This is a genomic window from Ruminococcus callidus ATCC 27760, assembly GCF_000468015.1.
Classification (GTDB): Bacteria; Bacillota; Clostridia; order Oscillospirales; family Ruminococcaceae; genus Ruminococcus_C; species Ruminococcus_C callidus.
The window spans coordinates 154,033-178,162 of the sequence record NZ_KI260408.1 but is presented as its reverse complement, the minus strand read 5'-3'; the positions used below and the strand labels follow the sequence as shown (position 1 = coordinate 178,162).

Sequence of the window (24,130 nt, the reverse complement as noted above, 5' to 3'; positions counted from 1 at the left end):
CTGTCGCACAATCTTTGTGCGGTATTGCCTTAAGCAACCGGAATGCTCTGTACATCTTCCGGCAGCAATGTCAGCAGTTCTTCGTCCGAAAGCGGCTCCGGCAGTTTTGCCAGCCGGTCTGCCTGATTGGTCAGGGCAAATTCGAAAAAGTTCCGGACATCTCTGGCATTGGCAAATCCTTTTCCTGCTTCTGCACAGCGTTTCCGGAAATATTCCTGTACATAGGCATAGGTGTCTGTCGGCATTTTCAGACAGTAGCTGTCGCATAGGTTAGAGAAGATGAGCATCAGTTCTTCCGGCTTATAGTCATCGAAAAAGATCACCTGCCGGAAGCGGGAACGCAGCCCCGGATTGGTGTCCAGAAACTGTTCCATTTCCTCCGGATAGCCGGCAACGATAACGATCAAATCGTCCCGATGATCTTCCATTTCTTTGAGCAGGGTGTTGACTGCCTCTGTGCCGAAGTCGTTGCTGCCGCCGGAACTGGTCAGCGTGTACGCCTCGTCAATGAACAGCACGCCGCCCATTGCTTTTTCCACGACCTTCTTGGTTTTGATTGCTGTCTGTCCCACATAGCCGCTGACCAGCGTCGCACGATCAGCTTCTATCAGATGCCCTTTTTTCAGGACACCCAGTCGGGCATAGATTTTAGACAGCAGCCGTGCAACTGTGGTTTTGCCGGTTCCGGGATTGCCGGAAAAGACCATGTGCAGGGAAGTCTGCGGCAGGGGCAGCCCTCGCTCCTGCCGGATCGTTCGAATCCTGAGCAGGTGAATCAGACTTTCCAACTCGTCTTTGACGTTTTGCAGCCCTACCAGCTGGTGCAGCTGTGCCAGCAGTTCGTCCAGCGTTTCCGTAGGAGCTTCTGTAATTTCAGCATCATCGACGACCGCTTCTTTTTCAGCCGGAATCGGCGTCTTTTCGGCATTGAAATTCGCCGGAATGACAGCAGCCTTTTCCAGTTCCGGACGACGACAGCCACGCATGGCGGCATCTCGATAACGGGAAAGCTGCTGCATCATGGAGTTCTGCACGATCTGCTGCTGTGGTTCTATTTTTCCGGCAGTATTCAGCGAAAACTGCGTTCCCATTTGTGCAATGGTTTCCAGCCAGAGCAGGGAAATGCTGCCCTTTACGCCGCTGCCCTGCAAATCGACACGCACCAGTGCCGCCAGCAGTGCCAGTAAAGAATCTGCCGCACCGGAAAAGGAAATGGAGAACTGCTGCAAAAAGCGTTCCATTGTCTGTGTCGTGGCAGACTGTTGCAGACAGTTGTTGATAAAATTGGTTTCTGCATCGGTGATGACACGGTCCTGATTTGCCAGAAACAGCAGATATTTCATTGCGGCAAAGTTGGCGTATTGTGTCAGCGGCATGCGGCTGCCGGTGATCGTGATGCCCTGTGCTTCATATGTAGCGTACAGCGTATGCAAGTACGCCAGTGCGTCCTGTAGATGATTGTGTGGCATAATGATTATTCCTTTCCGTATTTGTTGTCTGCGGTTTCATCGGAAAGCTGATGCTTTTGTGCAGCACGCTTGTCCACTTTTCGCTTGATAAAGATTCCTGCTGCCGCCAGCAGAACGATCACGCCTGCCAGCACGATCGTCAGGATATAGTTGCCCTCCCATAAACTTTTTCCCATAAAAACAGTCAGGACTGTTGCTGGTGTCCGTCCCAGTGTTGTCAGGAAAAACAGATACATCGGCTTGATTTTTGGATTGAATGAAACCAGATAGGTAAGGGCGTCTTTCGGCAGCCCCGGCAACAGAAACACCAGAAAGATCAGCAGTTCTGTTCGCTTGCCGTCCAGCAGAAAATCAAATTTTTTGAAATGGCTTTCCGAAACAAAACGGTCTACCAGCGGTCTGCCGATCCACTGCACCAGATAGTACACTAGAACCGTTCCCAGAAAAAATCCGGCAAGGGACAGAAACAGACCGCCCCACTGTCCGAACAGGATTCCACCGATAATAGGCACCGGACCGCCGGGGATCACGGCAATGACCACCTGTAACACTTGCAGCAGCACAAACAGCAGGGGAGCGAAGATGCCGAAACTCTGCATTTTGTCGATGATGACCTGCTGTCCGTGCTCGCTGGACAGCAAATGGATCAGTGGCAGCATGGCAACGCTGACCACAGCAAAGACCACTACCACAGCGATCAGACTAAAAATGGTTTTTCGGGAAATTTTTTTGTCAGATGTTTTTTTGGACGTTTTATTTTTCATGTGAAATACTCCTTTCACAGAAATCCCTATAAAAGCGATATTGCTTTAGAAATAGTATACCGCGATTTTGTAAAAAAATCAAGGGTAATGCTACAGAAAGCTTGTACAGAAGATAGATTATCAGATTTTTCAGCAGATTGCATAGAAATTTCGCCGGTATTTTTGCGTATGGAAAGGCACTCCTGTGCAGTTTGACGAGGAATCTGCAAACAGGTAAATTTTTTTGTGGTATTGCCCAAGATTTTTTGGGAGCCTATTTATGACATTTTTACAAAAGGGCTTGACTTTTTCAAAGAATGCGTGTATAATAAAACGTATCATCTGGTAAGAAGCCGTGCATAGCGGCACGCTGCCGGTGAGTATCACTTCAGGTAGAAAGGAACTTGTTCTATGAAAACAAATCGAGCAAGATGGATTGCCTGTTTGTTGGCTTGTGCGATTGGGGTGTCGCTGACCGCATGCGGCAAGGACAAAAAAGACAGTTCTTCGAAGAATGCAAGCGATTCCGTTGCTGCGGGAGAAGAATCCAGCGAGGGAACCATTGCTTCGGAAGACTTGGCAAAAATGCAGAAACAGGATATGACATTCTCGTATGCCATCGATGCTGATGACGAAAGCTCCGGCAACGCAGATGTTCCTGTCAATAAGGGTGTTACTTCACAGAACGGCGGATCTTCCGGCGAAGATTCCTATGTGGTGGTGACTGACGATTCCGGTCAGGCTGTGAAGGACGACAGCGGAAATGTTGTAACAGAAGTCGTAAAGGGTGGAAACAACTCCGGTTCCGGCAATGAAAGCTCTACAGCTGCCGGTGGCAATTCCAGTAGCTCTAACGGCAATAATGGTAATAGCAACAGTGGTAGCAGCTATCAGGCAGACATGAAGACATTTCAGGCGTACTGGCTGGATATGTCCAACGGGGATAACGTTGTCTGCAACGGCGATTTCCTGGATGTTACCTTCAAGATCAAGGATGATGCTCCGGACGGCAACTATGCTCTGACAGCCGGTGAAAATGACTTTGCAAACTGGGATGCAGAAAGCGTACCGGTAGCATTTGTAGACGGTGACGTTGCAGTTGGTTCCGCAGCTGAACAGTCTGCTGGCTCCGCAGAATCTGGTACATTTACCATTGCAGCCGGAACTGCAAAGGGCAATCCGGGCGACGAAGTAACAGTTCGTTTTGATATGTCCGACAACCCGGGTATCGTTGCATTGATCTTCCGCTTCAAGTATGATGCGAATGCACTGGAGGTTGTCAATGCTTCTGTAGGCAGTGACTGCAAGGATTACATCAAAATGGCAGTGTCGTAATTTAACGAACGCTGTATCTATTATCTGTACAAAAAAAGCAGAAACGTTTTTGGCGTTTCTGCTTTTTCTTTGTTTGTGTGAATCCGAATAGAAAAATTTCCTGCATCTGTTTTGATTTGCGAAACCCGCAGGGAAACTTGCTATTTCAAATTAGAGTGTGAATGAGCCGGAATCTCCGTTGATTACATAATACACCATGTTTTCTTCCGGCTTTACATACAGTTTAATATCCTTTGCGGCAGTCTTTTTCTGTCCGTGCTCTGCGGCCCACGCCACAACTGCACGTTCTGTCAGAACATCTGTTGTCCATTCCATGCCGCCGTACTGCAAGCTGATGCTGACAGTTTTGCGGACACGTGTGGTCTTCGGAGCAGCAGAAGCAGTCTTGGTTGTTTTTGCTTCTGCTGTTGCTGCAGCAGCCGTTGTCTTGGCGGTATCAGTTTTTTTCGATCTAGCCATTGCTCATTCCTCCTGATGTCTTCTTATGCGTTTACAGATTCCTTCAGGTTCTTGCTTGCCTTGAAGACCGGAGCCTTGGAAGCCGGAACCTGAACCGGTTCACCGGTACGGGGATTCTTGCATTCCTTTGCACTGCGTTCCCGCACTTCGAAGGTACCAAACTTAGAAATGGTAACCTTATCGCCTGCAACCATTGCGTCGCGGATTGCATCAAATACAGCGTTCACCAGAGCCTCAGCATCTTTCTTGGTGCAGTAGTTTTCCTCGTACAGCTTTTCAATCAAATCAGTTTTTGTCATGTCAAATGTTCCTCCAAAATCATAATCTACTACGAATTATATACTATTTTTTTTCATTTGTCAAGAACATCACGGAAAAATGACATTTGTACGGAATTTCGCCCTTTTTTCGCACGTTTTTTATGGAAAACCACATAAAATCTCGGTAAAAAATCGGAAATGGAATTGAAACGCTGTTTTTTTGCTTCAGTAGAGAAAAAGCTTGTATCTGCGTGTCGTTTTCTGCTTTTTGCAATTTTCTGCGTGAAAAAAATAGATGCCGGCAGAAAACTGGATTTTGTCAGGCATTTGTGCAATATTACCAAAAGAAATGATGTTTCATATTTTATGTATTGTTCATAAAATATCTATTGCAATTAAACAAAGTTTCCTGTATACTAAACATATGAGGAATCGTTCCGATGAAATGATTCACTTCGAATACGGACAATGGCGTCCCGTACAGTCGGTTGCTGTGCGAGGGCGTTTTTTTATACCCTCTGCAATCGCTTTGAAGGTGGAACAATGGGGTTGCCGCCAGAATTGGCATCGGTTTTTTCCCTTGGTGATGTAACATCTACGAATTGATTGGATATGGAGGACATTTGAATTATGGATTCTGGGAATATCGGCTTTGTTATGATTTGTGCTGCACTTGTATTTTTTATGACTCCTGGTTTGTCGTGTTTTTACGGCGGTCTGGTGCGGCGGAAAAACGCTGTGAACACGATGTTCACCTCGGTTGTCACGATTGCGACGGGAATCGTGATGTGGATGCTGTTCGGCTACTCGCTTTCGTTCGGACCGGATCACGGCGGTGTGATCGGTGATTTCAGCTGGTTTGGTCTGGAGGGTGTTTCCCTGACAGAACCATACATAGAGGGACAGGGCATTCCAAACATGGTATTCTGCCTGTTTCAGATGATGTTTGCAGTCATCACACCGGCACTGATTACCGGTTCTGTAGCGGGCAGAATGAAATTCAAGTCGCTGTTTACGTTCTTGGTGCTGTGGAGTTTCGTGGTATATTATCCCATGGCACATATGGTCTGGGGCGACGGCGGTTTCTTGGCAAAGATCGGTTCTGTAGACTTTGCCGGCGGCAACGTAGTACACATCAGTTCCGGTATCACGGCACTGACACTCTGCATTCTCCTTGGAAAACGGTATGACTATAAACGTGCAAACTATAAGATTCACAACACCCCGATGGTGGCACTGGGAGCATTTATCCTGCTGTTCGGCTGGTTCGGATTCAATGCCGGTTCTGCACTGGCAGCAGATGGTCTGGCTGCACATGCATTTGTAACCACCGCAGTTTCTTCCGCAGCCGCAATGCTGTCGTGGATGTTCTGTGATGTCGTTGTCAATAAAAAGCCGACATTTGTCGGAGCCTGCACTGGTATGGTTGCCGGTCTGGTAGGCATTACACCGGGAGCTGGTTTTGTACCGGTCTGGGCGGCCTTGATTATTGGTCTGACCACTTCGCCGATCTGCTTCTTCATGATCTCTTGGGTCAAGGAAAAGTTCGGCTATGACGATGCACTGGACGCATTTGGCTGCCATGGTGTCGGCGGAATCTGGGGCGGTATCTGTACCGGTCTGTTCTGCAAGGTGTCTATCAACGACATCGGCCAGGGCAACGGTCTGTTCTTCGGGGACATTCATCTGTTCTTGGCACAGCTGGCAAGTATCGGTATTACCATTGTAGTGGCTGTAGCCGGCACACTGATTTGCTATGGTATCACACGTCTGGTAACCGGAAAGATTCGCGTTACCGAACGGGAAGAGCGTGTCGGTCTGGATCGCTCGCAGCACGGCGAATCTGCATATCCGTCGTTTAACGGCTTAGACTAAACAAAGGAGTGACAGCAATGATTATTAAAGTAGAAGCAATGATTCGGGAAGAAAAGCTGGAGGACGTTCTGGACGCTCTGGCAGCATTGGACGTGCACGGCATGACTTGTTATCAGGTCATGGGCTGCGGTACCCAGCGTGGCTTTAAGGAGTATGCCTACGTCCGCGGACACCAGCAGGTAGAGATTCAGATGCTCCCGAAGATCAAGATCGAAGTACTGGTTTCGTCAGAAGAATGGGAGAAGAAAACCATTGATGCCATTCAGAAGGCAGCCTATACCGGCAATATCGGCGACGGCAAGATCTTTAGCTATGATGTGCGGGAGGCAATGCGAATCCGCACCAAGGAAACCGGCTATGATGCGATTCAGCCGGAATAAACGGGCGATATAACCAATAGAGAAGAACAAGCATCTCCTAGCTTTGCTGGGGGATACGATTAAGGGCAACACCGCACAAGTTTTGTGCGGTGTTGCCCTTATCATCTTCCGCCAAATTGGGAAGGCTTTAAAACGGTATTGCCTTTATAAGGATTCCGTCTGAAAATCCGGCGTATACCCTGCTGAAGCAGACGAGCGTTCCTGTCCATAACCGTTCAGTCCCAGCTGCACAGCATGTTTCCGAACGGACTCATATTCAAACGTGGCAATTCGCCGGTTCAGGTGCTTGTCCGACAGCGGCATTTCCGGCGGGGTGTACTGTCCCATCAGACTTAGCAAAAACGCATCTGTAGGCAGAGCCGCCGCCAGCCAGTCCAGCAGCTGCATCGATTCTTTTCGATGTGCCGGCAGAACCAGATGCCGTACCACCAGACCGCGTTCCAGCAAATCGCCGTTCCATACCGGCTTTCCCACCTGTCGGAACATTTCCGGAATCGCCTTTGCTGCAACTGAAAAATAGTCCGGACAGTTGGCATATGCTCCTGCGGTTTCCAGTGTGTAAAATTTTAAATCAGGGAGGTAGATGTCCACCAGTCCCTCCAGCATGTGCAGGATTTCCGGCGATTCATAGCCGCCGCAGTTCCACACCACCGGAATGTGCAGCTTGGGTTTTGCCAGTTCCAGAGCCTGCACGATCCATGGTGTATAATGGCTTCCTGTGACCAGATTGATATTGTGTGCCTGCTGTTCCTGCAATTTCAGAAAACTCTCTGCAAGCTGTGTCACTGTGACTGCTTTTCCAACAGCCTGCCGGCTGATTTTCCGGTTCTGGCAAAATACACAGCCCAGAGCACAGCCGGAAAAGAACACAGTTCCGGAACCATGTCTGCCGGAAATGCAAGGCTCCTCCCATGGGTGCAGGGCTGCTCTGGCGATTCGAATTTTCGTGCCGCAGTGACAAAGCCCCACGCCTTTTTCCCGATCAGCACCGCATCGTCTGGGGCAGAGGGTGCAGTGTGCCGCGTCAAAACTCATGACAGCCGTCCCTCAAAATCGGCATAGCCAAACCGCTTTACCAAATCGATATGTCCATTCTGATAGAGGGCAATATCCGGCAAGGGAACGCCGTTGAATGTGTTGTTTTTCACCATGGAGTAAATTGCCATGTCGCAGAATACCAGCTTTTCGCCTGCTTGCAGCTGATGGTCGAAAGAGTAATCTCCGATCACATCACCGGCAAGGCAGGTGTTTCCGGCAAGGCGGTAGGTATAAGCTTTTTCGCCGGCTGTCCCGCTGTACAGAATGTGCGGGCGATAGGGCATTTCCAGAACGTCCGGCATATGGCAGGCAGCAGAAGCGTCCAGAATGGCAATGTCCATGCCGTTGTGTACCACGTCCAGCACAGTTGCCACCAGATAACCGGCATTCAGAGCAACTGCTTCTCCCGGCTCCAGATATACCTGTACGCCGTAGGTGTCCCGTACCCGTTCAATGCAGCGTACCAGCCGTTCCACGTCATAGTCCGGACGGGTGATGTGGTGTCCGCCGCCGAAGTTTACCCACTTGCATCGTTTCAGCCACTTGTCAAACTGCGGCAGCATGTGGTCGAGGGTACGCTCCAGAACGTCAGAGTTCTGCTCGCACATGGTGTGAAAGTGAATCCCGTCCAAGCCGGCAAAGTCGTCTTCCATTTGTTCCAGCGGTACACCCATGCGGGAACCGGAAATGCAGGGGTTGTATAGATCAGTTTCTACTTCTGCATAGCCGGGATTGATGCGAATGCCGCAGGAAATATTCCGGGTTGCATCTTGCACCTGCTGCCGGTATTTTTTCCATTGTCCAAACGAGTTGAATACAATATGGTCGCAGAGTTCCAGCAGCTGTGTGAAATCTTCCTGCGTGTAGGCAGGGGAGAACACATGCACTTCTTTCCCGAAGTGCTCTCGTCCCAGTTTTGCCTCGAATAATCCGCTGGCAGTCGTTCCGGCGAGATCGTCCCGAATCAGCGGGTAGGCGGAGAACATTGAGAACGCCTTTTGTGCCAGCAGGATCTTACAGCCGGTTCGCTGCTGGATTTGTTTCAGCAACGCGGTGTTCTTTTGCAGCAGCCGTGCATCAGTGAGATAGCAAGGCGTATGCAGATCATCAATGGGAATGTCAAATAAAGATTCAAAGTCCATTTTCAAAATTCCTTTCTTGCAAAAGAAGCGTTCTGCTTGATGCGGAACGCTTCTTCTAATTTGAGGGATTCATAGATTGCGTGCAAAGCCGTCAGGCGGGCTTTGTGCGGTGTTGCCTTAAATCAGGCTTTATGCAGTGTTTCCTTTATTTTGGATCGGGAAAATACCGCAGAGGCAGCATTTCTTCCCGTGTACAGGAATCGCTAAGAAGTTCTACCAATTTCGTTTCGGAAAACTCCGAATGATTCTGAAAGATTCTGGAATACACTTCCTGTACATCACTTTCCACGTCATCAGACTGAAAACAGTCCAGATAGTCTACAACAGTGCAATGTACAGTGTCGCCGTACATATTTCTACGCTTGTTGTCCATTGTTTGCTTTACATAGATTTCCGCCTTTTGATAAGCTTCATCAAAAGAGCCGGCATCTACTTGCAAGATAGATTCCTCGTAGAAAATCTGTTCCTTTACAGTGTATTTCAGAAGTAGTTTTACATGGTACATTGTTGTATCTCCTTAATCTACCAGCACCGGATCAAAATTCTCAGTCCACGGCAGCCCCCACTTGTTCAGTGCGTCCATGAACGGATCCGGATCGAATTCTTCTACATTATAAACGCCCGGTTTTTTCCACTTGCCGGTCATTACCAGCATTGCACCGATCATTGCCGGAACACCTGTGGTGTAGGAAACTGCCTGAGAGCCAACTTCCTTGTAGCATTCCTGATGATCGCAGACGTTGTAAACGTAGTAGTTCACCGGCTTACCGTCCTTGACACCCTGACAAATGCAGCCGATGTTGGTCTTGCCCACGGTGCGGGGACCGAGGGAAGCCGGATCCGGCAGAACTGCCTTGAGGAACTGCAGGGGAACGATTTCCTTACCCTCGAACATGATCGGCTCAATAGAAGTCATGCCTACATTTTCCAGACACTTGAGGTGTGTCAGATAGCTCTGTCCAAATGTCATAAAAAAGCGGATTCTCTTGATGCCCTTGATATTCAGTGCCAGAGATTCCAGTTCTTCGTGGTGCAGCAGGTACATATCCTTTTCGCCAACCTGATCGAAGTTGTATTCCCGTTTGATTTCCATAGGCTCGGTTTCCACCCATTCGCCGTTTTCGATGTAGCTGCCCTTTGCAGAAACTTCCCGAATATTGATTTCCGGATTGAAGTTGGTAGCGAAAGGATAGCCGTGGTCACCGCCGTTGCAGTCCAGAATGTCGATATAATTGATTTCGTCAAAGTAGTGCTTCTGGGCATAAGCACAAAATACGCCAGTTACGCCGGGGTCAAAGCCGCTGCCCAGCAGAGCTGTGATGCCAGCTTTTTCGAAGCGTTCCCGATAAGCCCACTGCCACTTGTACTCAAACTTTGCCGTATCTTCCGGTTCATAGTTTGCGGTGTCCACATAGTCCGTCTTGGTTGCAAGGCAAGCGTCCATAATGGTCAGATCCTGATAGGGAAGTGCCACATTGATGACAATGTCTGGCTTCTCCTGCTCGATCAGAGCGATCAGCTGGTCTACATCATTGGCATCCACCTGTGCAGTGGTGATCTTGGTAGCTGTCTTGTCCTGCAATTCTTCCTTGAACTTGTCACATTTGGACTTGGTACGGCTGGCAATGCAGATCTCTGTAAATACTTCGCTGTTCTGGCAGCATTTGTGAATGACAACGCCTGCCACGCCGCCGGCTCCGATAATTAACGCTTTTCCCATGTTCATATACCTCCAAAAATTCAAAAATAACAATATTGATTAGCAGCAATCCCAGGTATAAAGCACATCACTGAAATCGCAGTTTTTTAACTTTTCCCGATTGATGAAGAAGTTGCCGATGCCGCAATCACCCCATAAAATTTTCCAGTCGGTTCCCATGTCACTGTCCAACTGAAACAGCAATACATCATGCGTGTCTTCACTGCTTCTGGGGTCCCATTGTGCAAAGCCGGGGTAACCGCCGATCTTATGACCGCTGCCCCCGTCGAAAAAGTCATCCATATTTTCTAGCAGGTTTTCAGCCTCCTCTGGATAATCCTGTTGTACCAGTTTTCGAATACAGCTTTCAAACCGATAATCACTGTAAGAAATTGTGTCCACATCTTCCGAGAATGCCAGCCCATAACAGCCTCTCACCGGGAAATAATCCTCCTCCTCATCAGAAGACGAATCCTGCATTTTCTCGCAGACTTCTTTCTCAGTGACCGTCCTGTCCGGTTCCTTGAAATAGAGCACCCGAAACGTATCCTGCAAGGTGTTGTCATCGAAATTCAGTCCGCTGACATCGTCGTTCAGAATCCAGAATTGCAGCAGCCCCTGATGCGGAAAGTCTTCCAGCGTGATCTCTGCACAGTCGATCTGTGCCAGCAGCCGCAGTTGCACACCCTTGCTGTCCTCCGGAATTTTCGCATCGTGGGGAACATATCCAATACCGCCAACCTTGCTGTCAAACAGACTGGGCTTGGTGTCCGTCAGTTTCAGCTTCATGCAGGGGATAGCCGTCTTTTGCAGAATCTCCTCACGGATTTCTTTCACCATATTCGCAGCAGAATCCGTTTTTTCAGATGCTTCGACTTCTTTCGGCACACGATCTTTATCTTTTCGCTTAAATAAGTCCAATAATCCCATGCCTACTACTCCTTATCTTTTGTCACGTTCGGATTCCCTCAGGGCATCGCGAACGTTGTTCGGAATGGCGAAACAACCCCGATGCAGAATCGTATTGTAATATCTGGTTTTGATACCCAGCCCATTCCACCAGTCCGCCTGCAAATCCCGTACAGGGTCATACTTTTTCGAAGCAAATCCAAAGAGCCAGTGTCCGGAGGGATAAGTGGGGATATGAGCCTGATACACCAGTGCAATCGGGAAGAACCCCTTGATGCGGCTGTGTGCCCGCTTCATGGCGTTGGAATAGGACGTGTAGAATGTGCTTTCATGCTGGTTGACCAGTATGCCGTCCTCGGTCAACGCCTTATAGCAGTTGCCGTAGAATTCCTTGGTAAACAGACCTTCACCCACGCCGAACGGATCAGTAGAATCCACAATAATCAGGTCGTATTCGTTTTCCACCTTGCGGACAAACCGCAGGCCGTCCTGATAGTAAATATGTACCCGCGGATCGTCCAGACTGCATGCTGTAAACGGCAGATACTCTTTCGCCAGATGCACCACCAGTTCGTCGATCTCCACCATGTCGATCTGTTCAATGGAGGGGTAGCGGCAGAGTTCCCGCACCGTGCCGCCGTCGCCGGCACCGATCACCAGAACCTTTTTGATGTTCGGGTTGGTCGCCATAGGAATGTGAGTAATCATCTCGTGGTAGATGTACTCATCTTTTTCGGTTACCATCAGCAGACCGTCCAGCGTCATAATACGTCCGAATTCCACAGAATCAAACACGTCGATTCGTTGGAATTCGCTCTGCACACTGGCAAACTGCCTGTCAATGCGAATGGAGAGCCGGACGTTATCCGTGTGATTTTCGGTATACCAGATGTCCATATCAAAACTCCTTTCACTTTGCCTTTTCCATTAGGATTCCTTGACCAGTTTTCCTGTCATATGCTCCGGTGTCAGTGCAAGGCATAGCACATTCGGACGGGAATGCTGCAATTCATGTTCCAGATACGCCTTATCATCAGTAAATTTCTGGCAGAGGTGCGTGCAGATTTCCAGTTCCTTTTCTGTATCTTTCACCGGCTGAATCCTGCCGAACACTACAACACTTTTGATATGCAGCGGCCACTGACCGTCCTCCCGATAGCCCTCGTCATGGACACAGTAGGAAACCTTGTCGCATTGGGAAATGGCATCAATCTTGTGACCTGTTTTCGCTCCGTGGAAATACAGCTTGCCGTCTGCTTCACAGTACCAGTGGTTCATAGGAATGCCATAAGGATATCCGTCGTCGCCCAGTACGGACAAGATACCCCGTGGTTCCTTTTCCAGAATCGCAATGCATTCCGCGTCAGAAAGCTGCTGCTTCCATCTTCGCATCGGTCGAAACATTTTTATGCCTCCTTTTTCATAGAAACGTTTTATTCAACAAGCTGAGATTTCGCAATTTCTAAATTCACCTCAGCAGCAATCACAATAATATAAAACTATAAAACATCACGAAAATCACGGACAGAACGTTGCTTTTCCAATTCGTCAAGTGCTTTTTTCGCAGCATATTTCGCGTATTGCAATGCCTGTTCTTTTGTCATGTTGATTCTCCTTTATAAACTGGAATTTATTATATTCCTAATCTAATGAAATCCTTTATTTGACCTATTGTTATTTTTTCCAGATAGTCGTAGAAATTGTTCGAAAAAAACTTCATAGCAAAATCTACTTTATTTTGCGTTGCATTCTTGTGATAATCAAAATCAAACATCTCCTCATGGTCAATTTTATAAATACCACAATCATTATTATCTGCATCAAATTTAATACAGAATAAACAGCCATTTTCAGTATCCCACGAAAAGGGCAAATAGCCAAAACTTATCATGTATTTGTTATAAGCAGTCCAGATTCCTTCCATTCTATGTTCCGGGGAATTCTGAGAAAAGTTTCTTTGCCAGTCAAACAAATGAAAATAGGAAGTATAGTAGGCTTTTAACGGAATGGGTAATTTCGTACCAATTGTATTTTCAAGTTCCAGTATTTCATTTTCTGTAATATCAGAAGGAATATACTTCCATGTCTTGAATTTCAGTATTGTTCCTTTCCAATTTTCTTCTTCAATCTCGCCTGTAAGGAATTTGTTTGGTATTTCTTCTTCTACAAAAACCTGAATCCATCTTTTGTTATAGACCTTTAGTATCTCATAAAATTTATCTAAAATATCCATTATCTTATTACGATGCTCTGTGATTATATCATTCATCTGTTCACCTCTAAATTCCGATTTACCAAGCACACATACCCAACGCCCCTACTTCTTCACCACATTCAATCTCGCAATCTCCATATCCTGCGGTCCGGTTAGAGAACAGCCCTTTTCCTTGGCGTACTGGATATAATTCACAATATCCGCCGTAATGCGTTCGCCGGGGGCGAGAATCGGGATTCCCGGCAGTGCCTGTTCTTTTGTCATGTTGATTCTCCTTTGCAAACCAGAAGTTGTAAGTGATTTAAAGGAAAATTTGGTTTTAATCAATGCGGTAAACCCGGGATTTATTCTTCAAAACTTTTTGGGTCTAACAGATAAGCTATATCATCTTGGAATTTTAGTGGTATTCTGTTTCTCTTTTCTTCAATAAGTGGAAATGGTGGTAACTCATAGCTCATCAGTAATTCTATTGCATCTTCTATTACATCATCTTCATTTGGTTCAGTAATCACTGTTTGTAACAATAACACTAAATCATCATGAATATCACTTATATCCTGCTGATAATATGGATCCATAAACCAATCTAAACAAAAAAGCATACTGAGTTTTCTTTGGGTATCATCTCCAAGTAATACCTTTGCAATTTCACATATTCCTTTTCTGACAATATCTCTATCTTTGTCTGTATATGTAACAAATCTGCCATTCTCCATAATTTATACTCCCCAATTGAAATTACTGGATTATATTTTTTTAATTATTCAAATTCTTTTTTACTCACTTAAGTCCCAATTTAAACCAGTTCGTCAAATTCCGATTTGTCAAGCAAACAGTAACCCCTACTTCTTCACCACATTCAATTTTGCAATCTCCATATCCTGCGGCCCAGTCAGAGAACAGCCCTTTTCCTTGGCGTACTGGATATAATTCACAATATCCGCCGTAATGCGTTCGCCGGGGGCGAGAATCGGGATTCCCGGCGGATAACACATGACAAACTCACTGCAAATTTCACCCACGCTCTGTTCCAGCGGCACAGCCTTTTTGTCCGCATAAAACGCTTGCTGCGGGGGGAGTGCCACGTCCGGAGCCAGATACTCGCTTTGCAGCATGCCCGTAGGATCGCCGCCGTACAGCCGCTTGATCTCCGACAACGCCGAGATCAGCCGTTCGATCTCCAACGCCCGATCTCCGGCAGTGACAATGGCAAGGATATTGCCGATGTCGCCGAACTCGATCTGAATGCCGTATTCGTCCCGGAGCAAGTCGTACACCTCAATGCCTGCCAGACCGGTGTTTCGGGTGTGAATGGACAATTTTGTCCGGTCAAACGCATAGAACGAATCGCCGTTGCAAAGTTCGTCCCCGTAGACATAATACCCGCCGATGCGGTTGATTTCTTCCCGTGCATAGTCCACATATTGCACCGCTTTCCGGTACATTTCCCGCCCGTTCATCGCCAGATTCCGCCGAGCAATATCCAGCGATACCATGAGCAGATAAGACGCACTTGTGGTCTGTGTCAGGTTGATGACCTGCCGTACATAGTCCGCATTGATGCCCTCCGCACAGAGCAGCATGGCACTCTGTGTCAGACTGCCGCCGGTCTTGTGAATGCTGACCGATGCCATATCTGCACCGGCAGCCATAGCGGAACAGGGGAGATTCTCCCCGAAATAGAAATGTGTGCCATGTGCTTCGTCTGCCAGCAGCAGCATGCCGTGTTCATGGGCAAGCTTGGCGATACGGCGAATATCCGGACAGACACCGTAGTAAGTCGGATTGTTTACCAATACAGCTTTTGCGTCCGGATTGGCAAGAATGGCACGTTCCACCGCTTCTACTGACATGCCCAGCGGAATTCCCAGATCCTTGTTTTCGTCCGGATCCACATAAACAGGAATAGCCCCGTTGACAACCAGTGCGTTGATCGCACTGCGGTGCACATTGCGGGGCATGATCAGCTTTTCACCGGCTTTGCAGACCGACATGATCATAGCCTGCGAAGCACCGGTAGCACCGTTGATGATAAAAAAGGCATTGGCAGCCCCGAACGCTTCCGCAGCAAGCTGCTGTGCATCGCGGAGCACGGAAACCGGATGACAGAGATTGTCCAGATTTTTCATAGAATTCACGTCGATCTGTACGCATCGCTGTCCGAGAAAATCCGCCAGTTCATGGTTGCCCCGTCCGCCCTTGTGTCCGGGAACGTCAAACCGTACCACACGGTTCATCAGATGCTCTTTCAGAGCGTCCATCAGAGGAGCGTCCTGCTGTGTCCAGTTCATATCGCTCTGCCTCCTCAATAGATGTTTCTGCCGCTGAAAATTTCGATCATTTCCCGCCGCAGACGATTGGTAATATCCAGCCGCACCCGCGGGTCCAGTTCATATGCATCGGTTTTGAACAGATAATTTTGCAGTTCCAGTTCCTTGATCAGCATGCGGGTATGAAAAATATTGGATTGATATACGTTTACATCCTGTGCATCATACCGCAGGAGAATTTCTTCGCTGATAAAATCCTGGATCGAAGCCATTTCCTGATCCATAAAGCACTTTTTGCCGGAAACATCTCTGGTAAAGCCGCGGACGCGATAATCAATGGTGATAATATCCGAATCGAAACTCCGGATCAGATAGTCCAGCGTGTTCAGCGGAGAGATTTCCCCACAGGTGGAAACATCAATATCGACCCGAAATGTGGTGACTTCATTGTCCGGATGACTTTCCGGAAAGGTGTGCACTGTGACATGGCTCTTGTCCAGATGTGCGTGAATATCCCGACGTTGGAGAAATCCATCCCCCTGATTGCAGGACGGATCGATGCTTTCCGGTGCTACACTGCCTTCAGCGATCAGTACGTTGACCGAAGCTCCCTGCGGTTCGTAATCCTGTCTGGAAATATTCAGCACCGCCGCACCGATCATTTCGGTGACATCACAGAGAATATTCGTCAGACGTTCGGAATTATACTGTTCATCGATGTAGCGGATATAGTCCTGTTTTTCCCGTTCGGACTTTGCATAACATACATCAAAAATATTAAAGCTCAACGTCTTAGTGAGATTGTTAAATCCATATAAGGTCAGCTTTTTCTCCAACCCTACCATCACAGCCTTTCTGAAAGCATCTGCCCGCAGACAGATGCCCTCTAAAAATCGAAAAGTAGAAGTATGGGAGCAGCAGTCCTGCTCCTGTCTGCGGTAAAAGATTGCAACACCGCAGTTCACGTTCTTACAATCAAAGACCATTGTACCACAGTTTGCAAAAAAATGCAATGGGATTTACAAAACTTTTTTCGAAAACGACGGGGAGAAACAACATTTCCCCGCCGGAGAAGATTCCAATTATAGTTTCTCTTTTTCCAATTTTTGAATTTTCAGGACTTACCACTTGCAAAATATCACGAAGTATAGTATAATAGAACAAATCGAATGAAACAGTGACGAAATGCCGCATGGCAGGGGGAGCAGAAAATAGGAGTTACTGCGATACGTTTCAAGGCAATTCTGTACAAGCTTGTGCAGTACTGCCGCATGGAAAACGCACAGCCAAGCCAATGGATTGTGAGATTTCCGGATTCGCAGAGGCATGGGGAGAACTTGCCGCTGCACGAAATGCTGATGCAGAAAGGAAGACAGAAATCATGACTGAAACCATTGAAAATACAGAAAACTATATGGAAGAAATCACCGCACCAACTGTACAAAAACTGCCGCTGCTTGCAATGCGTGGAATTGTATTGTTTCCGAACATGATCATGCACTTCGATCTGGCTCGGGAACCGTTTGTCAAGGCATTGAGAGCCAGTGCCAAATCGGATCGCCGCGTGTTTCTGGTGACTCAGAAAGACCCCTTGGTGGAAGAACCCAAACAAGACGATCTGTATACAGTGGGTGTGATCGCAGAAGTGCGGCAGGTGCTCCGTTCGCCGGACGGCGTGACACGGGTACTGGTCGAGGGAAAAGAACGGGCAGCCATTACCGCAGCTTTTCTGGAAAACACAGAAAAAGAAAAGGACTTTTACCCGCAGGCAGAAGTGGAACTGCTGCCGGAAGTTTCGGCAGAGGAAGACCGTGAAAAGGAACTGACCGCTTCTGTCCGCTGCATAAAGGACATTTTTCAGGAATATGCAGAACTGATGCCTCGCATGCCGAAAGAATTGATGGCAACTGTGATCTGCGAACAGGACGCTGCCAAGATGTTTAACGAGATTGTGTTCAACATTTCGCTGGACTATGATGCAAAGCAGATGCTTCTGGAGGAAAGCAGCCTGCTGCAGCGGCTGGAAAAGCTGTACCGGATTCTGGCGGACGAAATGGACATTCTCCGGCTGGAGCGAAAACTACAGGAGGAAACACAAGAAAATCTGGATCGCTCGCAGCGGGAATACTACCTGCGGGAACAGATGCACCTGATTGCTGAACAGCTGGGAGAATCCGAAGATCCGGCTGCGGAAATGGAACAGTATACCGACATCATCGACACGCTTCCGCTGGACGAAGCCAGCCGCAAAAAGCTGGAAAAGGAAGCAGAACGTCTGTCCCGTCTGCCGGCAGCTTCACAGGAAGCCTTTGTCATTCGCAGCTATCTGGACACAGTTCTGGCACTGCCGTGGAATAAATCCAGCCATACCAAGCCCAATCTGAAGCGGGCACAGTCTGTACTGGAAAAGGATCATTATGGTTTGAAAAAGGTGAAAGAACGAATTCTGGAAAGCATTGCCGTTCGGACACTGCTGCCGGAAGCCTCCGGACAAATTCTGTGTTTTGTCGGACCTCCCGGCGTGGGCAAAACTTCTATCGGCAGATCGATTGCCAAGGCACTGGGACGGCACTATGAACGTGTTTCTCTCGGCGGTGTGCGGGACGAATCGGACATTCGCGGACACCGGAAAACTTACGTAGGGGCAATGCCCGGACGCATCATGGATGCCATGACCCGTGCCGGCACCAACAACCCCATGATCCTGCTGGACGAAGTGGACAAGATGAGCAACGACTTTCGGGGCGATCCCTCTGCGGCACTGCTGGAAGTACTGGACAGCGAACAGAACAAGGCGTTCCGTGATCACTATATTGAAGTGCCTTTTGACTTGAGCAAGGTGCTTTTTGTGGCAACAGCAAACTCTCTGGATCCGATTCCGGCACCTCTGCTGGATCGTATGGAAATTATCGAACTGGGCAGCTATACCCGTGAGGAAAAATTCCACATTGCCAAGGAGCATCTGCTGAAAAAGCAGCTGAAAAAACACGGACTGAAAGGCACCCAGTGCCGGATTCCGGACGAGGTGCTGTATGCAATCATTGATGGCTATACCAGAGAAGCCGGCGTGCGGGAACTGGAACGCACGATCGGTACGCTTTGCCGAAAGGCTGCCAAAGAAATTGTGGAAGGCATCTGCAAAAAGGTTTCCTTTACAGAAGTCAACCTGAAAGAATATCTGGGAATCCCAAAATTCCGACCGGACGAACAGAGCCATGAAGATACTGTCGGTGTAGTCAACGGTCTGGCATGGACTTCTGTCGGCGGCGTGCTGATGCCCATGGAAGTGCTGGTGATGTCCGGCAAGGGAACAGTTGAGTACACTGGTTCACTGGGCAACGTAATGCAGGAAAGTGCCAAAATTGCGGTCAGCTATGCTCGCAGCGTGGCAAAGCAGTACGGCATTCCGGAAGATTTCCACACCAAGTGTGACCTGCATATTCATGCACCGGAGGGAGCTGTTCCCAAGGACGGTCCCTCGGCAGGTGTTACCATGGCAACCGCGATTATTTCCGCTCTTTCCGGCAGACCGGTGCGGGGGGACATCGCGATGACGGGGGAGATTACCCTGCACGGCAAGGTGCTGCCCATCGGCGGACTGCGGGAAAAATCCATGGCAGCTTATAAAGCCGGCATTCACACGGTGATTATTCCGGAAGAAAACCTGCCGGATCTGGAGGAAGTAGACGAAACCGTGCGGGAACATGTCACATTTGTGCCGGCAAAAACGCTGGACACTGTGCTGAATACGGCACTGGTACCGGCAGAACCAGCCGCAGAAGCACAGACAGCCACTGCGGAACTGTGCCATGTATAAAAAGGAGAAGAATCCATGCAGTTTCAAAAAGCAGAATTCGTAGCGTCCTACGGGACATTCTCACAGATACCGCCCTGCAATTCCATGGAGATTGCCTTTGCAGGACGGTCGAACGTGGGAAAATCTACGTTGATCAATAAAATTTTTCAGCGGAAATCGCTGGCGAGAGTCAGTGCTGTTCCGGGGAAAACAGCGACAATCAACTTTTACCGTCTGGATCCTTTGACGATCGTTGACCTTCCCGGCTATGGCTATGCTAAGGTTGCCAAGTCGGAAAAGGAACGGTGGTCCGGACTGATCTCGGGCTATCTCGGTGCAGATCGGGACTTGCGTCTGATCCTGTTACTGATCGATATGCGTCACGCACCCTCTAAAGACGATTTGCAGATGATCGATTTCTTGGTAGAATCGGAACTGCCGTTTTTGATTGTGCTGACCAAAGCAGACAAACTGAACAAGACAGAACGTACCAAACGCATGCAGGCATTTGAAACAGAAATTCCGTACTTCTCACAGATTCATGTGATCCCTTTTTCCGCAGTGACGCGGGAGGGCGTTGCAGAAGTACAGGGCGTTCTGGAAGAAATCGCCTCCGAAACCGAAGAATGATCTGCGGGGTGAACGGGAGTATTTTCACCGCGATACCGCGTTCATAAAAGCAATGCAGAAAGGAAGTATAAACATGTTTGTATCTGATAATCTGGGGGTAAATGCGTCCGGAAATCTGACCATTGGCGGCGTAGACACCGTTGTACTGGCAAAGAAGTATGGTACACCGCTGTATGTCATGGACGAGGACATGATTCGTCGGGACTGCAAAACATTCCAGAAAAGCATCGACACATACTATGACGGACAGGGTCTGGTCTGCTATGCCAGCAAGGCATTTTCCTGCAAGGAGATCTATCGCGTGATGCAGTCCGAAAATATGGGCATCGATGTGGTTTCCGGCGGGGAACTGTACACCGCAGTGCAGGCAGGCTTCGACGTGACAAAGGCTTGCTTCCACGGAAACAACAAGACCACAGAAGAACTGAACATGGCACTGGATTACGGCGTTGGCAGAATTGTTGTGGACAACATCTATGAAATGGAGCACCTGAACCAGCTGGCAGCAGAAAAGCATCTGACTGCCCCGATCCTGCTCCGCATCAAGCCGGGCGTAGATGCACACACCCATAACTTTATCCGTACCGGACAGATTGACAGCAAGTTCGGCTTTGCACTGGAAACCGGCGAAGCATATGAAGCAGTCAAGAAAGCGATTTCTTACCCGAATCTGAAGCTTCGCGGTCTGCACTGTCATATCGGCTCGCAGATTCTGGATACACAGGGCTTTACGGCAGCAGCAGAAGTCATGATGGAATTCATTGAAAAGCTGAAGAAAGAACTGGGCTACGAAGCAGAAGATCTGAATCTGGGCGGCGGTTTCGGTATCCGCTATACTGAAGCAGACGACCCGCTGCCGTATGATGCATATATGGAAGCGGTAGCAAAGGTCATCAACGGTTTCTGTGCATCGCACGATGTAAAGCGTCCGTTTATCCTGATCGAACCCGGCCGTTCCATTGCGGCTCCGGCAGGCATTACCCTGTACACCGTAGGCGGCATCAAAGAGATTCCGAATATCCGTACTTATGTTTCTGTCGATGGCGGCATGTGCGACAACCCGCGTTATATCCTGTATCAATCTGCATATGATGCACTGGTTGCCAATAAGGCAGGACAGCCGAAAACTGAAAAGGTAACTATTGCCGGAAAGTGCTGCGAAAGCGGCGACCTGATCGGCGAAAATATGGAGATTCAGCCTTGCGAAGTAGGCGATATTATTGCGGTTTGTGCAACTGGTGCCTATAATTATTCCATGGCATCGAACTATAACCGCCTCCAGAAGCCGGCAGTCGTTTTTGTAAAGGGCGGCGAAGACAGACTGGCAGTGAAGCGGGAATCTCTGGACGACATTCTGCGGAACGACATCTAAGACAATCAAACGTTAACATAAGGCAATACCACACAAATAGCGTCTGGCGACTTTGCACGGTATTGCCATAAAATAACAGCAAACAAAACAGCGGCGATCCGAAGAAAACGGATTGCCGCTGTTTTGCAATTTGGTTACACTATAAAGAGCACTTTTCAGAATGGGAAATAGCTTATCGGCAAGCTTTTGCAGCTTCTACCATGTTTTCCAAGCTGGGTACTGTTTCAGCAATACCTCTGGTTTTTAGACCGCAGTCCGGATTGACCCAAAGCTTTTCTTTCGGAATACGGGAGAGCATTTTGGAAATTGCCGTTTTGATTTCCGCAGTGGTAGGGATTCTGGGGGAGTGAATGTCATACACGCCGGGGCCAACTTCGGTGCGGAAGTGGTTCTCCTGCAATACGTCCAGAATCGTCAGATCAGAACGGCTGGCTTCGAACGTAATGACATCTGCGTCCATATCATCGATGTCCTGAATGATGTCAGCGAATTCGCTGTAGCACATATGGGTATGCACCTGTGTTTCCGGTTTTACACCGCTGTGCACCAGTCGGAATGCCGGAATTGTCCAGTTCAGGTATTCTGTTTTCCAGTCAGATTTTCGCAAAGGCAGCTTTTCCCGCAGAGCAGCTTCGTCTACCTGAATAATGCGGATACCGTTTTTCTCCAGATCCAGTACTTCTTCCCGAATGGCAAGTCCGATCTGATACGCACAATCCTGCAAGGAAATGTCCTCCCGCGGGAATGACCAGTTCAGAATAGTGACCGGTCCGGTTAGCATGCCCTTCATCGGCTTTTTTGTCAGGCTCTGGGCATAGACAGACCATTTTACAGTCATCGGCTTTGCACGGCTGACATCACCCCAGACGATTGGCGGCTTTACACAGCGTGTGCCGTAGGACTGTACCCAAGCCTTTTCAGTGAACAGGTAGCCTTCCAGACACTCTCCGAAATATTCTACCATGTCGTTTCGTTCGAATTCCCCGTGTACCAGCACGTCCAGACCGATTTTTTCCTGCAATGCCACGCAGTCTGCGATCTGCTTCTTGTTGAAATCTACATATTGTTCCTCGGAGATCTCGCCCTTTCGGAATGCAGCACGATTGGCACGGACTTCCTTTGTCTGCGGGAATGAACCGATAGTTGTGGTAGGCAGTGGCGGCAGCTGAAATGTTTCCTGCTGAATCTTTTCCCGTTCTGCAAAAGCCGGCTTTCGAACGAAATCAGCTTCTGTCAAGGCTGCAACTTTTCGTTGTACTTCTGCATTGCTGCAATGTCTGTCCTCGCAGAACAACTGCTGATTTTTCTGATATGCCTCTGTCGCCTGCGGCTGTGCAGAAGCACAGATCTGTGATAGTTCTGCCAGTTCTTCCAGCTTTTCTTCTGCAAAAGCGAAGTGCTTCTGATAGCTCTCCGCCAGCTTGGTTTCGTTTCGCAGCGTGTACGGAACGTGCAGCAGAGAGCAAGAGGTGTTCAGTACGATCTCACCGCAAACCGGACGCAGCTGTTCCAGAATTTTCAGGGTTTTCTCATAGGAATTCCGCCAGATATTTTTTCCGTTTACTACACCGGCAAACAGAATTTTTTCCTTGGGGAATCCATTTTTCTGTACCAGTGCCATCGTCTGTTTTCCCTCTGTGAAGTCCAGACCAATACCGTCAAAGTCCAGTGCTGTGATCTCAGAATAGCAGTCCCGCACATCGCCGAAGTATGTTTGCAGCAACACCTTGACATTGCCCTTTGCCGCCAAGACAGTCTTGTAAATCTGGGTAAACAGAGCAATATCCTCTGCGGACAGATCTTTTACCAGATACGGTTCGTCCAGTTCAGCCCATGCAACACCCAGTTCATTCAGCTTTGCCAGATAATCGCAGTATGCCTTGACTGTATCTTCTACAAAGTCAGAGAGTGTCTTTTCACCGGTGAATCGTGCCAGCTTCAGGAATGTAAACGGTCCGATCAGCACCAGCTTTGCCGGAACGCCCAGTGCCTTTGCTTCTGCATATTCTGCAAAAGGCTTTTCGCCGGCAAGGCGAATTTCTGTGGTGTCCTCAATTTCCGGCACCATATAGTGGTAGTTGGTGTTGAACCACTTTTTCATTGCGAATGCTTTTACGTCACCGTGTTCGCCCTGATAGCCACGTGCCATTGCAAAATAGGTGTCCAGCGGCGACAGAGAAAGAGCACGATAGCGTTCCGGAACCGCATTCAGCAGAACGGCGGTGTCCAGCATGTTGTCATAGAAAGAAAAGTCGTTGACAGGAATCAGAGAGATTCCATTTTCCTGTTGTAGCTGCCAATGGGTGCTCCGCAATTCTTTTGCGGTGTTCTGCAATTCTTCTGCGGAAATCTCTCCGCGAAAATACTTTTCGCTGGCAAATTTCAGTTCCCGCAGACTGCCCACTCTGGGGAATCCGATAATAGTTGTTTTCATAAGATAACTCCGTTTCTGGGGAAACACATGCTTGGGCAACCATGTAAACTGAGGCAATACCGCACAAAGAGCATCTGACGAAAAATTTGACGACGCATCTGTCG

The 24,130-nt window shown here is 48.4% G+C and carries 23 protein-coding genes; 6 read left to right on the top strand and 17 right to left on the bottom strand.

All coding sequences use genetic code 11. The annotated features are described in order from the left end of the window. Positions 1–29: 29 nt before the first annotated feature. On the bottom strand, positions 30–1,469 hold the full coding sequence (locus RUMCAL_RS15520; protein ID WP_021682329.1) for an AAA family ATPase: 1,440 nt from the start codon (positions 1,467–1,469) through the stop codon (positions 30–32). Between the two features lie 5 nt (positions 1,470–1,474). Next, complete coding sequence (locus tag RUMCAL_RS08475; RefSeq protein ID WP_021682328.1) at positions 1,475–2,233, bottom strand: TVP38/TMEM64 family protein; 759 nt, start codon at positions 2,231–2,233, stop codon at positions 1,475–1,477. A gap of 390 nt (positions 2,234–2,623) precedes the next feature. Here RUMCAL_RS08475 and RUMCAL_RS08470 point away from each other — a divergent pair, with 390 nt between their 5' ends. Next, positions 2,624–3,547 carry a cohesin domain-containing protein gene (locus RUMCAL_RS08470; protein WP_021682326.1) on the top strand — a complete coding sequence of 308 codons (924 nt, stop codon included), beginning with the start codon at positions 2,624–2,626 and terminating at the stop codon, positions 3,545–3,547. Positions 3,548–3,697: 150 nt separating this feature from the next. Here the strand turns inward: RUMCAL_RS08470 and RUMCAL_RS08465 are convergent, their stop codons facing one another. After that, positions 3,698–4,006 carry a DUF6465 family protein gene (locus RUMCAL_RS08465; protein ID WP_021682325.1) on the bottom strand — a complete coding sequence of 103 codons (309 nt, stop codon included), beginning with the start codon at positions 4,004–4,006 and terminating at the stop codon, positions 3,698–3,700. A 23-nt stretch (positions 4,007–4,029) separates the two neighbouring features. Next, positions 4,030–4,305, bottom strand: coding sequence for an HU family DNA-binding protein (locus RUMCAL_RS08460; protein WP_021682324.1), 276 nt, complete (start codon positions 4,303–4,305; stop codon positions 4,030–4,032). Between the two features lie 591 nt (positions 4,306–4,896). On the opposite strand from RUMCAL_RS08460, the gene RUMCAL_RS08455 reads away from it, so the two are divergent. Together RUMCAL_RS08455 and RUMCAL_RS08450 are read left to right on the top strand one after the other, a co-directional pair. Then, positions 4,897–6,141 carry an ammonium transporter gene (locus RUMCAL_RS08455; protein ID WP_021682321.1) on the top strand — a complete coding sequence of 415 codons (1,245 nt, stop codon included), beginning with the start codon at positions 4,897–4,899 and terminating at the stop codon, positions 6,139–6,141. Between the two features lie 17 nt (positions 6,142–6,158). Next, positions 6,159–6,521, top strand: coding sequence for a P-II family nitrogen regulator (locus RUMCAL_RS08450; protein ID WP_021682320.1), 363 nt, complete (start codon positions 6,159–6,161; stop codon positions 6,519–6,521). 144 nt (positions 6,522–6,665) lie between these two features. On the opposite strand, the gene RUMCAL_RS08445 is transcribed toward RUMCAL_RS08450, so the two are convergent. The 12 genes from RUMCAL_RS08445 to speD form a co-directional block, all read right to left on the bottom strand. Further along, positions 6,666–7,556 carry a radical SAM protein gene (locus RUMCAL_RS08445; protein ID WP_021682318.1) on the bottom strand — a complete coding sequence of 297 codons (891 nt, stop codon included), beginning with the start codon at positions 7,554–7,556 and terminating at the stop codon, positions 6,666–6,668. Continuing rightward, positions 7,553–8,701, bottom strand: coding sequence for a carboxynorspermidine decarboxylase (gene nspC / locus RUMCAL_RS08440; RefSeq protein WP_021682317.1), 1,149 nt, complete (start codon positions 8,699–8,701; stop codon positions 7,553–7,555). The genes RUMCAL_RS08445 and nspC overlap by 4 nt, the downstream gene beginning before the upstream one ends. 145 nt (positions 8,702–8,846) lie before the next feature. Next, positions 8,847–9,206 carry a DUF4288 domain-containing protein gene (locus RUMCAL_RS08435; protein ID WP_021682316.1) on the bottom strand — a complete coding sequence of 120 codons (360 nt, stop codon included), beginning with the start codon at positions 9,204–9,206 and terminating at the stop codon, positions 8,847–8,849. Positions 9,207–9,218: 12 nt separating this feature from the next. After that, positions 9,219–10,421: a saccharopine dehydrogenase family protein gene (locus RUMCAL_RS08430; RefSeq protein ID WP_040647597.1), complete on the bottom strand. Its 1,203-nt coding sequence runs from the start codon at positions 10,419–10,421 to the stop codon at positions 9,219–9,221. A gap of 39 nt (positions 10,422–10,460) precedes the next feature. After that, positions 10,461–11,330: a YwqG family protein gene (locus RUMCAL_RS08425; RefSeq protein ID WP_021682314.1), complete on the bottom strand. Its 870-nt coding sequence runs from the start codon at positions 11,328–11,330 to the stop codon at positions 10,461–10,463. 12 nt (positions 11,331–11,342) lie between these two features. Further along, positions 11,343–12,206, bottom strand: a complete 864-nt coding sequence (gene speE, locus RUMCAL_RS08420; protein ID WP_021682313.1) for a polyamine aminopropyltransferase — start codon at positions 12,204–12,206, stop codon at positions 11,343–11,345. A gap of 30 nt (positions 12,207–12,236) precedes the next feature. Then, the gene (locus RUMCAL_RS08415; protein ID WP_040647595.1) at positions 12,237–12,713 is read right to left on the bottom strand and encodes a pyridoxamine 5'-phosphate oxidase family protein; all 477 of its coding nucleotides are present in this window, start codon (positions 12,711–12,713) and stop codon (positions 12,237–12,239) included. Positions 12,714–12,942: 229 nt separating this feature from the next. Continuing rightward, positions 12,943–13,578 carry an SMI1/KNR4 family protein gene (locus RUMCAL_RS08410; protein ID WP_040647593.1) on the bottom strand — a complete coding sequence of 212 codons (636 nt, stop codon included), beginning with the start codon at positions 13,576–13,578 and terminating at the stop codon, positions 12,943–12,945. Between the two features lie 48 nt (positions 13,579–13,626). Beyond that, positions 13,627–13,788, bottom strand: coding sequence for a hypothetical protein (locus RUMCAL_RS15515; RefSeq protein ID WP_021682310.1), 162 nt, complete (start codon positions 13,786–13,788; stop codon positions 13,627–13,629). Between the two features lie 80 nt (positions 13,789–13,868). Then, positions 13,869–14,240, bottom strand: a complete 372-nt coding sequence (locus RUMCAL_RS08405) for a hypothetical protein (protein ID WP_021682309.1) — start codon at positions 14,238–14,240, stop codon at positions 13,869–13,871. Between the two features lie 126 nt (positions 14,241–14,366). Further along, positions 14,367–15,815, bottom strand: coding sequence for an aminotransferase class I/II-fold pyridoxal phosphate-dependent enzyme (locus tag RUMCAL_RS08400; RefSeq protein WP_021682308.1), 1,449 nt, complete (start codon positions 15,813–15,815; stop codon positions 14,367–14,369). Between the two features lie 14 nt (positions 15,816–15,829). Next, positions 15,830–16,642 carry an adenosylmethionine decarboxylase gene (gene speD / locus RUMCAL_RS08395; protein ID WP_181976884.1) on the bottom strand — a complete coding sequence of 271 codons (813 nt, stop codon included), beginning with the start codon at positions 16,640–16,642 and terminating at the stop codon, positions 15,830–15,832. Between the two features lie 533 nt (positions 16,643–17,175). Here speD and lon point away from each other — a divergent pair. From lon to lysA, 3 genes are all read left to right on the top strand, one after another. After that, complete coding sequence (gene lon, locus RUMCAL_RS08390) at positions 17,176–19,611, top strand: endopeptidase La (protein ID WP_051343761.1); 2,436 nt, start codon at positions 17,176–17,178, stop codon at positions 19,609–19,611. A 15-nt stretch (positions 19,612–19,626) separates the two neighbouring features. Continuing rightward, the gene (gene yihA / locus RUMCAL_RS08385; RefSeq protein WP_021682304.1) at positions 19,627–20,220 is read left to right on the top strand and encodes a ribosome biogenesis GTP-binding protein YihA/YsxC; all 594 of its coding nucleotides are present in this window, start codon (positions 19,627–19,629) and stop codon (positions 20,218–20,220) included. Between the two features lie 73 nt (positions 20,221–20,293). Next, entirely contained in the window at positions 20,294–21,592 is a 1,299-nt protein-coding gene (gene lysA / locus RUMCAL_RS08380; protein WP_040647589.1) for a diaminopimelate decarboxylase, read from the top strand. Between the two features lie 172 nt (positions 21,593–21,764). Here lysA and metE read toward each other — a convergent pair whose 3' ends face one another. Further along, positions 21,765–24,026, bottom strand: coding sequence for a 5-methyltetrahydropteroyltriglutamate--homocysteine S-methyltransferase (gene metE, locus RUMCAL_RS08375; protein WP_040647587.1), 2,262 nt, complete (start codon positions 24,024–24,026; stop codon positions 21,765–21,767). Positions 24,027–24,130 lie beyond the last annotated feature (104 nt).

What these genes read in the sequence shown, in the direction of transcription:
- lon (WP_051343761.1), top strand. Translation starts at nt 17,176, where the DNA reads ATGACTGAAACCATTGAAAATACAGAAAACTATATGGAAGAAATCACC.
- lysA (WP_040647589.1), top strand. Translation starts at nt 20,294, where the DNA reads ATGTTTGTATCTGATAATCTGGGGGTAAATGCGTCCGGAAATCTGACC.
- RUMCAL_RS15520 (WP_021682329.1), bottom strand. Translation starts at nt 1,469, where the DNA reads ATGCCACACAATCATCTACAGGACGCACTGGCGTACTTGCATACGCTG.
- RUMCAL_RS08435 (WP_021682316.1), bottom strand. Translation starts at nt 9,206, where the DNA reads ATGTACCATGTAAAACTACTTCTGAAATACACTGTAAAGGAACAGATT.
- RUMCAL_RS08410 (WP_040647593.1), bottom strand. Translation starts at nt 13,578, where the DNA reads ATGAATGATATAATCACAGAGCATCGTAATAAGATAATGGATATTTTA.
- RUMCAL_RS08465 (WP_021682325.1), bottom strand. Translation starts at nt 4,006, where the DNA reads ATGGCTAGATCGAAAAAAACTGATACCGCCAAGACAACGGCTGCTGCA.
- metE (WP_040647587.1), bottom strand. Translation starts at nt 24,026, where the DNA reads ATGAAAACAACTATTATCGGATTCCCCAGAGTGGGCAGTCTGCGGGAA.
- RUMCAL_RS08455 (WP_021682321.1), top strand. Translation starts at nt 4,897, where the DNA reads ATGGATTCTGGGAATATCGGCTTTGTTATGATTTGTGCTGCACTTGTA.
- RUMCAL_RS08415 (WP_040647595.1), bottom strand. Translation starts at nt 12,713, where the DNA reads ATGTTTCGACCGATGCGAAGATGGAAGCAGCAGCTTTCTGACGCGGAA.
- RUMCAL_RS08405 (WP_021682309.1), bottom strand. Translation starts at nt 14,240, where the DNA reads ATGGAGAATGGCAGATTTGTTACATATACAGACAAAGATAGAGATATT.
- RUMCAL_RS08425 (WP_021682314.1), bottom strand. Translation starts at nt 11,330, where the DNA reads ATGGGATTATTGGACTTATTTAAGCGAAAAGATAAAGATCGTGTGCCG.
- RUMCAL_RS08475 (WP_021682328.1), bottom strand. Translation starts at nt 2,233, where the DNA reads ATGAAAAATAAAACGTCCAAAAAAACATCTGACAAAAAAATTTCCCGA.
- yihA (WP_021682304.1), top strand. Translation starts at nt 19,627, where the DNA reads ATGCAGTTTCAAAAAGCAGAATTCGTAGCGTCCTACGGGACATTCTCA.
- RUMCAL_RS08470 (WP_021682326.1), top strand. Translation starts at nt 2,624, where the DNA reads ATGAAAACAAATCGAGCAAGATGGATTGCCTGTTTGTTGGCTTGTGCG.
- RUMCAL_RS08400 (WP_021682308.1), bottom strand. Translation starts at nt 15,815, where the DNA reads ATGAACTGGACACAGCAGGACGCTCCTCTGATGGACGCTCTGAAAGAG.
- RUMCAL_RS08445 (WP_021682318.1), bottom strand. Translation starts at nt 7,556, where the DNA reads ATGAGTTTTGACGCGGCACACTGCACCCTCTGCCCCAGACGATGCGGT.
- RUMCAL_RS08460 (WP_021682324.1), bottom strand. Translation starts at nt 4,305, where the DNA reads ATGACAAAAACTGATTTGATTGAAAAGCTGTACGAGGAAAACTACTGC.
- RUMCAL_RS08430 (WP_040647597.1), bottom strand. Translation starts at nt 10,421, where the DNA reads ATGGGAAAAGCGTTAATTATCGGAGCCGGCGGCGTGGCAGGCGTTGTC.
- RUMCAL_RS08450 (WP_021682320.1), top strand. Translation starts at nt 6,159, where the DNA reads ATGATTATTAAAGTAGAAGCAATGATTCGGGAAGAAAAGCTGGAGGAC.
- RUMCAL_RS15515 (WP_021682310.1), bottom strand. Translation starts at nt 13,788, where the DNA reads ATGACAAAAGAACAGGCACTGCCGGGAATCCCGATTCTCGCCCCCGGC.
- nspC (WP_021682317.1), bottom strand. Translation starts at nt 8,701, where the DNA reads ATGGACTTTGAATCTTTATTTGACATTCCCATTGATGATCTGCATACG.
- speE (WP_021682313.1), bottom strand. Translation starts at nt 12,206, where the DNA reads ATGGACATCTGGTATACCGAAAATCACACGGATAACGTCCGGCTCTCC.